Source organism: Pantoea sp. nfd-35, assembly GCF_056892255.1.
This window is the reverse complement of the sequence record NZ_CP122403.1, coordinates 890,242-904,482: the sequence shown is the minus strand read 5'-3', so window position 1 is coordinate 904,482 and position 14,241 is coordinate 890,242. Positions and strand designations below refer to the sequence as shown.

The window sequence follows — 14,241 nt, the reverse complement described above, 5'->3', positions numbered from 1 at the left end:
GGCAGACTGGCCTCAATAACCCGTTTTCGTATAGCTTTTACTCAAAATCCCGTGATGACCTGCCGGGCAAGCTGAAACGCAATAAACCACATGACCGCACCGACCAGCAGGTTAATGATGCGTTGAGCGCGCGCCGTTTGCAGTAGAGGCGCAAGCCAGGCCGCCAGCAGCGCCAGACCGAAAAACCACAGCACCGAGGCGCTGATGGTCCCCAGCGCAAACCACTGTCGCGCAACCGTTCCGGGTAACTGCCCGCCCAGACTGCCCAGCACAACAAAGGTATCAAGATAAACATGTGGATTCAGCCAGGTCACCGCCAACATCGTCGCGATAATTCGTTTTCTGCTCTGCGTTGCGTGGCTACCCGACGCCAGTTCAATGTTACGGCTAAATGCCGTACGTAAGGCGCCCCACCCGAACCAGAGCAGAAAGGCAACCCCGGCACAAGTAATCAGCATCAGCAGTAAGGGAGACTGGTTCAGGAGCGCACTGCCGCCAAAAATGCCCGCACAGATCAATGCGATATCGCTTAACGCACAAAGCGCCGCAGTCATCAAATGATACTGGCGCTTTACCCCCTGGTTCAGCACGAAGGCGTTTTGTGGGCCTAACGGCAGGATAAGCGCCGCCCCAAGAGCAAGCCCTTGAAAGTAAATGGTTAACACTGGATGACATTCCTTACATCGGTGAGATGCAGGGATTATAAAGAGCGAGTCAGATTAGCGGAAATTGAAAAAATTAATCTGCTATTAACAAAATTAATGGGCGACCGCTGCCGCCCATTAACGTTACTGCGTTGCGGTCGTCTCGCTTTCAGGTTGTTGAACCTGGTGCAGGTGCACATCCATTTGTGGATAAGGGATGCCAATACCTTTGCTGTCCAGCGCACGTTTAAAGTTTTTCAGTAAGTCCCAGTAAACGTCCTGCAGATCGCTGCTGTTACTCCAGCAACGCACCACGAAGTTAAGCGATGACGCCCCTAATTCATTCAGGCCAATCTGGATGCCACGTTCTTTAAGTACGCGCTGATCGGCCTCAACGACGCCGCGCAACAGGGCAATCACCTCATCCACATCGGCTTCGTAGGCAACGCCGATAATGAATTCATTCCGGCGCACTGGCTCGCGCGAGAAGTTGATGATATTGCCACTGATGATTTTACCATTTGGCACCACAACGATTTTGCCATCGGCAGATTTCAGGGTGGTCGAGAAAATTTGCACATTGAGCACGGTGCCCATTACGCCGCCCAAATCGACAAACTCACCGGTGCGGAAAGGACGGAAGGTGACCAGGAGGACGCCAGCCGCCAGATTGGAGAGCGAGCCTTGCAGGGCTAAACCTACTGCCAGACCGGCGGCACCCAGCACGGCGATAACCGATGCCGTCTGCACGCCGACACGACCCAGCGCAGCAATGACCGTGAAGGCGATAACACCATAGCGCACCAGGGCGGAAAGGAAATCGGCTACGGTGGCGTCAATATGGCGCGCGAGCAGCAGGCGATTAACCGTGTTAGAAATTACCCTGGCGATGATCATGCCGACAATGATAATGGCAATTGCCGCGACGATATTGACGGCATAACTCAGAATCAGCGCCTGGTTGTGTACCAGCCAGCCACCGGCACTGTTAATGCCATTAACAACATTCAAGTCTTCCATTTGTAAGCCCTGTCGATAGTTCCCCTGTGGGGAAAGACAAAAAACTGCCAGATGTAATCCGACACCCAATGGTTAAGGGTAATCAATTATTTAGCCAGACGCCAAACTGAGTGATACGGGAAGGCGGTTTTGCACACTTACGCATCAGCACGCCGGCCTCCGCGCACGATGTTTGTTCAGGGCACATGGCTGAGTATATTAATCAGCCTGCCAAACGGATCACGGACATAAAAACGACGCACGCCCCACGCTTCTTCTGTAAGCGCATAGTCGACCGGCAGCCTCGCAGCGACAACGCGTTGATACACCTCATCAAGATTATCAACCTCAATGGATAAATCCGGAACAGCTGTGCCGGCGCCGCCTTCCCGCGCAATACTGACCTGCGGCACCATCGTGTTATCCGCGGCCCAGGTCATGATCCATCCGTGATCCATCGCCAGTTTCAGATCGAGAATGTCACCGTAGAAGCGTTCTGCTTCTTCCATATTTCCGGCCCGAATATTCGCCACAATGCGTTTGACGGCCATACGATTGCCCTCACCTGTTAAGCCACATACAGGATACAGCGCACGCTGCAGTGAGGTTGTGACAGCACGTCAGAATGTGTCGCCCGACAAAAAGAAATGAAACTGAGCGTGAGCAGAAAGGATAAAAAAAAAGTCCCGATCGGACGATCGGGACTGAGTCGTTCGTCTGCCGTTCTCTCGAACTCAGACGCCAGCAACGTGATGCTTACAGAACGTCAACGGCGTTGAGTTCTTTGAACGCCTGCTCCAGACGCACCACCATGGATGCCTGGGCAGAGCGCAGCCATACACGTGGGTCATAGTATTTCTTGTTAGGCTTGTCTGCGCCTTCTGGGTTACCCAGCTGCGCCTGAAGATAGCCTTCGTTCTTTTTGTAGTACTGCAGGATGCCGTCCCAGGTTGCCCATTGGGTATCGGTATCGATATTCATCTTGATCACGCCGTAGCTGATAGACTCTTCGATTTCTGCAGCAGATGAACCTGAACCACCGTGGAATACGAAATCCAGCGCGTTGTGCGGCAGACCGTGTTTTTCACAGACATATTTCTGTGAATCACGCAGAATGGTTGGGGTCAGTTTAACGTTGCCTGGCTTGTAAACGCCGTGCACGTTACCGAAAGAGGCCGCAATGGTGAAGCGCGGGCTGATCGCATTCAGTTTTTCGTACGCGTAGTTTACGTCTTCTGGCTGAGTGTAAAGCGCTGAAGCATCCATATGGCTGTTATCTACGCCATCTTCTTCACCACCGGTGCAGCCCAGCTCGATTTCCAGGGTCATGTCGATTTTCGCCATGCGCGCCAGGTATTTGCTGCTGATTTCGATGTTTTCTTCCAGTGACTCTTCGGACAAGTCGATCATGTGAGAAGAGAACAGCGGCTTACCGGTTTTCTTGAAGTGCTCTTCGCCCGCGTCCAGCAGACCGTCGATCCACGGCAGCAGTTTCTTGGCGCAGTGGTCGGTATGCAGGATAACCGGCACGCCGTACTGCTCAGCCATCAGATGCACGTGGTGTGCGCCAGAGATGGCACCGAAAATCGCTGCGCCCTGTGGCTTGTCTGTTTTAAAACCTTTACCGGCGATGAATGCAGCACCACCGTTGGAGAACTGTACGATAACCGGCGCTTTTACTTTCGCCGCGGCTTCCAGTACAGCGTTAATGGAGTCGGTGCCGACGCAGTTGACCGCAGGCAGAGCGAATTTGTTCTCTTTCGCTACTTTGAAGATCTTCTGAACGTCATCACCAGTGACAACGCCGGGTTTTACGAAATCAAAAATTTTAGACATGATTGTGTCCTGTTTCGTGACCGGTTATCCCCGATACGGGGACAGCGATTTAAACGCCCGGTTTCGGGCGAGTTTTCAGGCGATGCCGTAGGGCACCGCCCCCAAAGGATTACTGCTTCGCACGCTCTTCCAGCATGGCTACGGCAGGCAGTTTTTTGCCTTCCACGAACTCCAGGAAGGCACCGCCGCCGGTAGAGATGTAGGAGATTTTGTCTTCGATACCGAACAGGTCGATAGCCGCCAGCGTATCACCGCCGCCCGCCACTGAGAATGCTTCGCTGTCTGCAATGGCGTTAGCCACAATCTCGGTGCCTTTGCGGAAGTTCGGGAATTCAAACACGCCCACCGGGCCGTTCCACAGAATGGTTTTGGCATTCTTCAGGATGGTCGCCATGGCCTGAGCGGTTTCATCACCGAAGTCCATAATCTCTTCGTTATCTGCGACTTCCGAAACCTTTTTCACGGTTGCCGGGGCAGTTTCAGAGAATTCCGTGCCAACACGTGAATCGGTTGGAACAGGAATGCCGTACTGATCGCGCAGGCCTTTAGCCGCGTCAACGAAGTCTGGCTCATACAGCGATTTGCCCACGTTGTTGTCGATAGCGACAAAGGTGTTGGCGATGCCGCCGCCGACAATCACGGTATCGGCAATCTTCACCAGCGACTGCAGCACGTCAAATTTGGTTGAAACCTTAGAACCACCGACCACAGCCACCAGCGGGCGCTCAGGGTTCTTCATCACTTTACCCAGCGCTTCCAGCTCAGCTGACAGCAGCGGGCCAGCACAGGCGACAGGGGCAAATTTGCCAACGCCATGCGTGGATGCCTGGGCGCGGTGCGCGGTACCAAAAGCATCCATAACAAAGACGTCGCACAGCGCAGCGTATTTCTTAGACAGCGCTTCGTCGTCTTTCTTTTCGCCTTTATTGAAGCGAACGTTTTCCAGTACGACCAGTTCGCCCGCGCCGATATCGACGCCGTCGAGGTAGTCTTTCGCCAGGGTAACCTGAGTACCGTTCAGTTTCTCTTTCAGGTAGTTCACTACTGGCAGCAGTGAGAATTCTTCGTTGTATTCACCTTCGGTCGGACGACCCAGGTGAGAGGTAACCATCACTTTGGCGCCCTGTTTCAACGCCGCTTCGATAGTTGGCAGTGAAGCACGAATACGTGCATCTGACGTCACTTTCCCTTCTTTCACTGGTACGTTGAGATCGGCGCGAATTAAAACGCGTTTGCCAGCAAGATCCAGATCGGTCATCTTAATTACGGACATGGTGAACCCTCTCGTTGATTCTCATAAGTTTTGCCAGACGCAAACCGCGTCTTACCTGAAACCGCTTGCGGCCATCGCTAACGTTGTGTCGAGCATTCGGTTAGCAAAGCCCCATTCGTTGTCACACCAGACCAGGGTTTTGATCAGATGCTGACCGCTGACCCGCGTTTGTGTACCGTCCACAATGGCACTGTGCGGATCATGGTTGAAATCTACTGAGACTAACGGCAATTCTGTATAGTCAACTATACCACGAAATGCCCCTTCTGCCGCGCTTTGCAACAAGGCGTTAACCTCACAGGCCCGAACGGGCTGGCGCACGGAAACGCTGAGATCAATGGCCGTCACGTTGATCGTCGGTACGCGAACCGCGATGGCTTCGAAGCGATCGTTAAATTTCGGAAAAATACGCGCAATGCCTGCCGCCAACCGGGTATCCACCGGGATGATAGACTGACTGGCCGCACGCGTACGGCGCAGATCGCTGTGGTAGGCGTCAATCACCTGCTGATCGTGCATCGCCGAATGGATAGTCGTTACCGTCCCCGACTCGATACCAAAAGCGTCATCCAGTAGCTTAATCACCGGAATAATGCAGTTAGTGGTACAGGATGCATTAGAGACAATACAGTCCGTTTGTTTCAGTTCCTGCTCGTTAACGCCGTACACCACGGTTGCATCAAGATCGTTCCCCCCTGGATGGGAAAACAGCACTTTCTTCGCTCCTGCACGCAGATGGGCTTCGCCGTCATCACGGGAACCGTAAACGCCTGTGCAGTCCAGCACCACGTCAACGTTAAGCTCGCCCCAGGGCAGTTCGTCCAGTCCGGCACGATGCAGAATACGGATAATATCGTCTCCGACCCACAGCTGATCCCGCTCCTGACGCACATCCAGCGCGAAACGCCCATGACTGGTATCGTACTTTAGCAGGTGCGCCATGCCCGCAGCCTCAGCCAGTTCGTTAACTGCCACCACTGTGATCTCCGCGCGGCGGCCCGTTTCATACAGTGCACGCAACACGTTGCGCCCAATGCGACCAAAGCCGTTTATCGCTACCCGAATGGTCATCTTTCTCCTGCCAAACCAGACTGAAAAAAAGGTGCAGATAGCCTGAGCGTTTCACTGCATTTTGTACAGGAGATTCTTAGCCCGACCGCAGGCAAAGCAGCCTAAACTGAAACGGTTCAGCTAGGATAATAGAAGGAAGGAATAACGGGAATGATTGCGATCAAGCGGGCTGCGTATTTTTGGATCTACATCACAAAATTACGCAAAAAATCGCTATTACTACAGGAATAATTTTGTCGATAAGGGGGCAAACTGCGCCCCCTTTCATCTGGGCACAGGCGAGCCTTCACTCGCCTGTGCCCTTCTGTCAGGCCAGCAACGCTTTTGCTTTCGCGACTACGTTGTCTACCGTGAAGCCGAAGACTTCAAACAGCTTCTCAGCTGGCGCTGACTCACCAAAGGTGGTCATGCCGACGATAGCGCCGTTCAGGCCGGTATATTTGAACCAATAGTCTGCAATACCCGCTTCAATAGCAACGCGAGCGGCAACGGCCTTCGGCAGGACAGATTCACGATACTCTGCAGACTGCTTGTCGAACGCATCCGTTGATGGCATGGAAACCACGCGAACCTTACGGCCTTCATCGGTCAGTTTCTGATACGCAGCCACAGCCAGTTCAACTTCTGAACCGGTGGCGATCAGAATCAGCTCTGGCGTGCCCGCGCTGTCTTTCAGCACATAACCGCCGCGGGACACGTTTGCCAGCTGCTCTGCGGTACGATCCTGCTGCGCCAGATTCTGACGAGAGAAGATCAGTGCGCTTGGACCATCTTTACGCTCAATCGCATATTTCCACGCCACTGCTGATTCCACCTGATCACACGGACGCCACAGGCTCATGTTTGGTGTGGTACGCAGGCTCGCCATCTGCTCTACCGGCTGGTGCGTCGGGCCATCTTCGCCCAGGCCAATAGAGTCGTGGGTATAAACCATAATTTGACGGATTTTCATCAGCGCGGCCATACGGGCGGCGTTACGTGCATACTCAACAAACATCAGGAAGGTCGCGGTATAAGGCAGGAAGCCGCCATGCAGCGCCAGACCGTTGGCAATCGCGGTCATACCGAATTCACGCACGCCGTAGTGAATATAGTTGCCGGCAGCGTCTTCATTGATGGGCTTAGAGCCAGACCAGATGGTGAGGTTACTGGGTGCCAGATCAGCCGAACCGCCCAGATATTCTGGCAGGATTTTACCAAAGGCTTCGATCGCATTTTGTGAGGCTTTACGGCTGGCGATTTTCGCCGGGTTAGCCTGTAACTGCTCGATAAACTTCTGCGATTCCTGCTGCCAGTTAGCCGGCAGTTCGTTGCTCATGCGGCGCGTAAATTCTGCAGCCAGCTCTGGGAAGGCACTGGCATAGGCCGCGAATTTCGTGTTCCACGCATCCTCTTTCGCCTTGCCTACTTCCTTAGCATCCCACTCAGCATAAATGTCTGAAGGAATAACGAAAGGCGGATAGTCCCAGCCTAACTGTTTGCGGGTGAGCGCAATCTCGTCATCTCCCAGCGGTGCGCCGTGTGAGTCGTGGGTCCCCGCTTTATTCGGTGAACCAAAACCGATCACAGTTTTGCACATCAGCAGTGACGGCTTGTCGCTCACCGCTTTCGCTTCTTCAATGGCTTTCGCGATGGCGTCGGCATCGTGACCGTCAACGCCGCGCACCACATGCCAGCCGTAAGCTTCGAAGCGCTTCGCGGTGTCATCGGTGAACCAGCCGTCAACATGACCATCGATAGAGATACCATTGTCATCATAGAATGCCACCAGCTTGCCCAGCTTCAGCGTACCCGCCAGCGAGCACACTTCGTGTGAGATGCCTTCCATCATGCAGCCGTCGCCCATAAAGACCCAGGTATTATGATCTACGATCTCATGGCCCGGACGGTTGAACTGTGCTGCCAGCGTGCGCTCCGCAATGGCAAAACCTACGGCGTTAGCGATGCCCTGCCCCAGCGGACCGGTCGTGGTTTCCACGCCCACGGTATAGCCATATTCAGGGTGCCCCGGCGTTTTAGAATGCAACTGACGGAAGTTTTCCAGCTCGCTAATCGGTAAATCGTAGCCGGTAAGGTGCAGCAGGCTGTAAATCAGCATCGAACCGTGACCATTGGACAGAACAAAACGGTCGCGATCGGCCCAGTGTGGGTTGGTTGGGTTATGATTGAGATAGCCGCGCCACAAGACTTCGGCGATATCCGCCATGCCCATCGGGGCACCCGGATGTCCCGATTTAGCTTTTTGCACTGCGTCCATACTTAACGCGCGAATGGCGTTGGCAAGATCTTTACGAGAGGGCATCTTCTACTCCAGTTCGGATTAATGATTTGCGCCTTAACCTGTTGTAATTAATCAGCTATCGGGCAAAGCACGGGGAAAAGTTTCACCACAATGTACATGAAAAACGGGGCAAAAGTAATGTCGTAAAACGCTAAATGTTCCCGCTTCGTCTGGCTTTTCCAGTCATGTCTGCTAGCAAAAAGGTTTATCACGAACTATAACCTGTTGGTTAAACCACCTTGTACGGATTCAGGTGTTTGTTTTTTATCTTGTTACTTATGGGACGACAGAATGAAAATTCATAAAATGGCACTGGCTCTGGGCCTGGTTGCGCTGCTTAGCGGCTGTGAGGGTGTAAATAGTAATGGTCTGCTGCAATCCGGCGCACAGGCATTTCAGGCTTACACGTTGAGCGATGCTCAGGTTAAGCAGCTTAGCGATCAGTCCTGCGCCCAAATGGACAAAGAAAATCAGGTCGCGCCAGCTGACAGCGAGTACCAGCAACGGCTGAATAAAATCGCTGCGGCACTGGGCGACAACATCAATGGTATCCCGGCTAACTACAAGGTTTACCAGACCAAAGACGTTAACGCCTGGGCAATGGCCAATGGCTGCATCCGCGTTTACAGCGGACTGATGGATATGATGACCGACAATGAAGTCGAGGCGGTACTGGGCCATGAAATGGGCCACGTTGCGCTGGGTCATACGCGCAAAGCGATGCAGGTCGCCTTCACCACAACGGCAGCACGCACCGCGGCGGCATCGGCTGGCGGTATTATTGGTTCGCTGTCACAGTCGCAGTTGGGTGATATGGGTGAAAAATTAGTAAATGCCCAGTTCTCGCAGACGCAGGAGACTCAGGCTGATGACTACTCATACAACCTGCTGAAAAAGCGCGGTATTGATCCGGTCGGGCTGGCAACCAGCTTTGAAAAACTGGCAAAACTGGAACAGGGCCGTCAAAGCTCAATGTTTGACTCGCATCCTGACTCCGAAGCGCGTGCGCAGCATATTCGCGATCGCATCGCCGCAGACGGCAAGTAAGTCAGAATCAGAGGGATAACCCTGAAGTTATCCCTCTGTCGCATCAGCCTTTATTCGCTGCCTGAACGTGCAACATGTCCAGCGCCAGCGTAGCGGCGGCAAGTGCCGTCAGATCGGCGTGATCGTAACCCGGCGCGACTTCCACCAGATCCATCCCCACGATATTCATGCCCTGTAAACCACGAATCAGTTTAGTGGCTTTATCTGTGGTTAAACCGCCAATGACCGGCGTACCGGTGCCCGGCGCATGCGCAGGATCCAGACAGTCGATATCAAATGTCAGATAAACCGGCAGGTCGCCGACGGTGCGCTTAATTTCCGCCAGAAGATCGTCCACGCTGCGGTCGTTAACCTGAGCAGCATCCAGCACGTTAAAGCCCAGGCTTTTGTCGAATTCGGTACGAATACCGATTTGCACCGAGTGCTGAGGATCGATGAGCCCCTCTTTCGGTGCGGTAAAGAACATGGTGCCATGGTCAAACGTTGGACCATTAGAGTAGGTATCGGTATGGGCGTCAAAGTGTACCAGCGCCATTTTACCAAAGTGCTTCGCATGCGCGCGCAGCAGGGGAAGCGTGACGTAGTGATCGCCACCAAAGGTCATCATGCGTTTGCCGTTCGCCAGCAGTTTCTCTGCGTGGGCCTGCAGCTTGTCAGACAGATCCTGTGAATCACCAAAGGCGTAAACCAGATCGCCGCAGTCCACCACGTTCAGGCGCTGACGCAGGTCAAACTCCCACGGCCAGCGGCAGCCTTCCCAGGCGAGATTGGTCGAAATCTGGCGGATAGCGCCTGGGCCAAGACGGCTGCCCGGACGGCCTGAGGTCGCGGCGTCAAAGGGCACCCCGGTGATCACCCACTCTGCGTCGCTGTCGTAAGGCTGGAAATTAACCGGAAAACGCATAAAACCAAAGGCGTTAGAAACCAGTGAATTGTCGTACTGATTGCCGAGGGTATTGTACATAAGTCGTCCTCTGTCTGTGCATGAGGCGGGCCTGGGCCGCGCACCATGAAGGTTGAGATAAAAAAAATCCCCTCCGCGTCGTTAGGCCCGACGAGGAAGGGATGGGTTGCTGCCGATTATCAACAATGTCCCGACCCGCTGCAAGCGCTTCGCGGGGCTTTATTCGTCTTCTAAATAGGTGTAGCCATACAGACCACTTTCGAACTCCTGCAGGAACTGCTCACGCAGTTCGTCATCCAGTTCAGAGGTCTGAATCTGCTTACGGAACAGCGTCATCAGTTCGTTCGGATCGAGCTGAACATACTGCAGCATGTCGGCCACGGTATCGCCCTCATCCGACAGCTGAACCTCCACCTCGCCATTCTGGAAGGCAAACACGTCAACCGCTTCGGTGTCACCAAACAGGTTATGCATGTTACCCAGGATTTCCTGATAGGCGCCGACCATAAAGAAGCCGAGCATCGGTGGGTTGTCCACGTCGTACTCCGGCATCGGCATGGTTGTGGCAATACCGTCACCATCAACATAGTGATCGATGGTACCGTCAGAGTCACAGGTGATGTCCAGCAGCACGGCACGACGTTCCGGCTTTTTATTCAGGCCTTCCAGCGGCAGCACAGGGAACAGCTGATCAATGCCCCATGCATCCGGCATGGACTGGAACAGCGAGAAGTTAACGTAGATCTTGTCCGCCATGCGCTCCTGCAACTCGTCGATGATCGGACGGTGCGCGCGGTTGCTGGGATCAAGATGCTGCTGAATGTAGTGACAGATGCTCAGATAAAGCTGTTCTGCCCAGGCGCGCTGTTTCAGGCTGTAGGTACCGGATGAGTAGCCTGTATGGATATCAAACAGGTCCATCTGGCTGTCGTGCAGCCATTCACGCAGCGAACGACGCGTGTCCGGTTCGTGCATCTCCTGCCAGGTTTCCCACATGCTCAGGATAGGACGCGGGGCATCCTCAATCTCTGGCGCTTCTGGCTTACTGAATTCGTTACGCTCAACGCCGATGATGTTAGATACCAGCACCGTGTGGTGAGCTGTGACTGCGCGGCCGGATTCGGTAATCACCGTTGGGTGCTCAAGTCCATGCTCGTCACAGGCTGCGCCAATTCCCCAGATCACGTTATTGGCATATTCATTCAGTCCGTAATTGACCGAACAGTCGGACTGCGAACGGGTACCTTCATAGTCAACGCCCAGGCCGCCGCCAACGTCAAAGCACTTAATGTTGACGCCGAGTTTTGCCAGTTCCACATAGAAGCGCGCAGACTCACGCACCCCGGTCGCGATATCGCGAATGTTAGACATCTGCGATCCCAAATGGAAATGCAGCAGCTGCAGGCTGTCGATCCGACCCGCTTCACGCATGATTTCAACCAGCTTGAGTACCTGCGTTGCTGACAGGCCAAATTTAGATTTTTCGCCGCCGCTCGACTGCCACTTACCAGAACCCTGTGAAGCGAGACGTGCACGAATGCCCAGACGCGGCACCACATTCAGGCGCTCGGCTTCTTCCAGCACCATGCGCACTTCGGTCATCTTCTCCAGAACCAGATAAACCTTGTGCCCTATCTTCTCGCCAATCAGCGCCAGACGAATATATTCACGATCTTTGTAACCATTACATACAATAACCGAACGAGTCTGACCGGCATGAGCCAGTACCGCCATCAGTTCGGCTTTTGAACCGGCTTCCAGACCCAACGGTTCGCCAGAATTGACCAGGGATTCGATGACGCGCTTATGCTGGTTCACCTTGATGGGATACACCAGGAAGTAATCACCGGTGTAACCGTAAGACTCACGTGCGCGTTTAAAAGCAGCGTTTATTGAGCGCAGGCGATGCTGAAGAATCTGAGGGAAACAGAACAGCGCGGGCAGGCGTTGGCCCTGGGCCTCGCGTTCCTTAACCAGCTTAGCCAGATCGACACGCACATCCGGACGATCCGGATCGGGGCAGACGCTAATATGACCCAGTTCATTGACGTCATAGTAGTTATTGCCCCACCAGGCAATGTTGTAGGTCCGCAGCATCAGGCTGGCGTCCTGATCGTTCATCGCCACCTCCTGCATTGAGCGGAGTGCACCTTGTTCGCCAGCTGACGAACCCTTGATATTCTTCATGCCGTCAGACATCGCGAACCTCAATTTTCCGTTGAAAGATAATAATGTAAACCGACTTGAAGGTCGGGAGTCTGGAAATTCGTTGCCACATATTACGTCATGCTCTGTCTGCGTTGCGAACCTGCACGATGCATCACTGTAGTGTTAAGTGTAAAACACTCAGCCGCGTCAGGTACAAAAGGGCCGCGAATAATTCACGACGCTCACCGCCTGGACGATATAAACCGCTATCGCGTCAGAGGTTAACCAGCGCTTGTGTCGGGATAATTACCGAAACCAATAAAATGTCGGCAGAAGAGAAATAAGGACGGGAAACAGGATAACGCCAGCGCCGTGCCAGCACGCGAAAAGGCCGGGAGAGAGAAGATAAGGCTCATTACTCGTATCACCTCCGCACATGTCCTGGACATGTGGAAAACCACCTGGGTGAAAGCCAGACAGCTGTCTGACGGGCGCGACGCGGTAAGCGCGTCATCCTTTTTGCTGCTGAGAACGCAGCGGCGTTTTATACATTTTGCGCCTAAAAAAAGCAAAGAGATTATTTGCTTAATGCACGCGCTGTCAGCAGGATTTTCCACTGCTGCGCGTAAAGTTAACAGTGCAACATCAAAAAGGGCTGGTAATTCGCTCACCGCGTAACCTAAAATAGACGTCCAGATGGTTTTCCATCTAAACAGGTTAATATCCAGGCGGAGTTGGCCTGCGTGCTGACACTACCTGACTGCTCACGGCTTTGCCTTAAGGGGCGTTAAGTCAGCTAATACTCACTTGCGCTATGCAGTCGAATTCAAACCATTGGTAAGGTAAAGAACATAATGGCTAAACATCTTTTTACATCCGAGTCCGTATCCGAAGGACATCCTGATAAAATCGCCGACCAGATTTCTGATGCTGTGCTTGATGCGATCCTGGAACAGGATCCCAAAGCGCGCGTGGCCTGCGAAACGTACGTTAAAACCGGTATGGTTCTGGTTGGCGGTGAGATCACCACCAGCGCCTGGGTTGATATTGAAGAAATCACTCGTAATACCGTACGTGAAATCGGCTATGTTCATTCCGATATGGGCTTTGATGCCAACTCCTGCGCAGTATTAAGCGCAATTGGCAAACAGTCTCAGGATATCAACCAGGGCGTTGACCGCAGCGATCCGCTGGAACAGGGTGCGGGCGATCAGGGTTTGATGTTTGGCTATGCGACAAACGAAACCGATGTTCTGATGCCAGCCCCGGTGACCTATGCGCACCGTCTGGTTCAGCGCCAGGCCGAAGTGCGTAAGAACGGCACGCTGCCATGGCTGCGTCCGGATGCCAAAAGCCAGGTGACCTTCCAGTACGACGACGGCAAAATCGTCGGTATTGATGCGGTCGTTCTGTCAACTCAGCACAGCGAAGCGATCTCACAAAAAGATCTGCAGGAAGCGGTGATGGAAGAAATCATCAAGCCCGTCCTGCCTGCCGAGTGGCTGAGCGCATCCACCAAATATCACATCAACCCAACGGGCCGTTTTGTTATTGGTGGCCCAATGGGTGACTGTGGCCTGACCGGTCGCAAAATCATTGTTGATACCTACGGCGGTATGGCACGTCACGGCGGTGGCGCCTTCTCAGGCAAAGACCCGTCAAAAGTTGACCGTTCAGCCGCCTATGCCGCCCGCTATGTTGCAAAAAACATCGTGGCAGCGGGTCTGGCCGATCGTTGTGAGATCCAGGTTTCCTACGCCATCGGTGTTGCCGAGCCGACCTCCATCATGGTCGAGACCTTTGGCACTGAGAAAGTGTCTACTGAACAGCTGACCTTACTGGTGCGCGAGTTTTTCGATCTGCGTCCTTACGGCCTGATTCAGATGCTGGATCTGCTGCATCCGATCTATAAAGAAACCGCTGCCTATGGCCACTTTGGTCGCGAACATTTCCCTTGGGAAAAAACTGACAAAGCAGAACAGTTGCGTGAGGCTGCGGGCCTGTAAGCCTGAAAACGTCTCAAAAAGCCCTGCCTCGC

At 53.6% G+C, this 14,241-nt stretch carries 11 protein-coding genes; 2 read left to right on the top strand and 9 right to left on the bottom strand.

The genetic code is table 11. From position 1 onward, the window contains the following. Positions 1–41: 41 nt before the first annotated feature. From argO to tkt, 7 genes are all read right to left on the bottom strand, one after another. Complete coding sequence (argO, locus tag P9J57_RS04335) at positions 42–665, bottom strand: arginine exporter ArgO (protein ID WP_013027071.1); 624 nt, start codon at positions 663–665, stop codon at positions 42–44. 123 nt (positions 666–788) lie between these two features. Beyond that, complete coding sequence (gene mscS / locus P9J57_RS04330) at positions 789–1,664, bottom strand: small-conductance mechanosensitive channel MscS (protein ID WP_014594505.1); 876 nt, start codon at positions 1,662–1,664, stop codon at positions 789–791. A 176-nt stretch (positions 1,665–1,840) separates the two neighbouring features. Then, positions 1,841–2,194, bottom strand: a complete 354-nt coding sequence (locus P9J57_RS04325) for a VOC family protein (protein WP_015699585.1) — start codon at positions 2,192–2,194, stop codon at positions 1,841–1,843. A 205-nt stretch (positions 2,195–2,399) separates the two neighbouring features. Continuing rightward, positions 2,400–3,479, bottom strand: a complete 1,080-nt coding sequence (gene fbaA / locus P9J57_RS04320) for a class II fructose-bisphosphate aldolase (RefSeq protein WP_013027074.1) — start codon at positions 3,477–3,479, stop codon at positions 2,400–2,402. Positions 3,480–3,588: 109 nt separating this feature from the next. Continuing rightward, complete coding sequence (gene pgk, locus P9J57_RS04315) at positions 3,589–4,752, bottom strand: phosphoglycerate kinase (protein ID WP_013027075.1); 1,164 nt, start codon at positions 4,750–4,752, stop codon at positions 3,589–3,591. Positions 4,753–4,803: 51 nt separating this feature from the next. After that, positions 4,804–5,823, bottom strand: coding sequence for an erythrose-4-phosphate dehydrogenase (gene epd / locus P9J57_RS04310; protein ID WP_013027076.1), 1,020 nt, complete (start codon positions 5,821–5,823; stop codon positions 4,804–4,806). Positions 5,824–6,130: 307 nt separating this feature from the next. Beyond that, the gene (gene tkt, locus P9J57_RS04305; RefSeq protein ID WP_014605119.1) at positions 6,131–8,125 is read right to left on the bottom strand and encodes a transketolase; all 1,995 of its coding nucleotides are present in this window, start codon (positions 8,123–8,125) and stop codon (positions 6,131–6,133) included. A 270-nt stretch (positions 8,126–8,395) separates the two neighbouring features. Here tkt and loiP point away from each other — a divergent pair, with 270 nt between their 5' ends. Next, positions 8,396–9,151 (top strand): metalloprotease LoiP, encoded by a 756-nt coding sequence (gene loiP, locus P9J57_RS04300; protein WP_015699583.1) that lies wholly within the window; start codon positions 8,396–8,398, stop codon positions 9,149–9,151. Positions 9,152–9,194: 43 nt separating this feature from the next. Here the strand turns inward: loiP and speB are convergent, their stop codons facing one another. Together speB and speA are read right to left on the bottom strand one after the other, a co-directional pair. Next, on the bottom strand, positions 9,195–10,115 hold the full coding sequence (gene speB / locus P9J57_RS04295) for an agmatinase (RefSeq protein ID WP_013027079.1): 921 nt from the start codon (positions 10,113–10,115) through the stop codon (positions 9,195–9,197). 159 nt (positions 10,116–10,274) lie between these two features. Next, positions 10,275–12,254: a biosynthetic arginine decarboxylase gene (gene speA, locus P9J57_RS04290; RefSeq protein ID WP_014594507.1), complete on the bottom strand. Its 1,980-nt coding sequence runs from the start codon at positions 12,252–12,254 to the stop codon at positions 10,275–10,277. A gap of 803 nt (positions 12,255–13,057) precedes the next feature. Between speA and metK the strand changes: the two genes are divergently transcribed. Continuing rightward, positions 13,058–14,209 carry a methionine adenosyltransferase gene (gene metK / locus P9J57_RS04285; protein ID WP_013027081.1) on the top strand — a complete coding sequence of 384 codons (1,152 nt, stop codon included), beginning with the start codon at positions 13,058–13,060 and terminating at the stop codon, positions 14,207–14,209. The last annotated feature ends 32 nt before the right edge of the window (positions 14,210–14,241 follow it).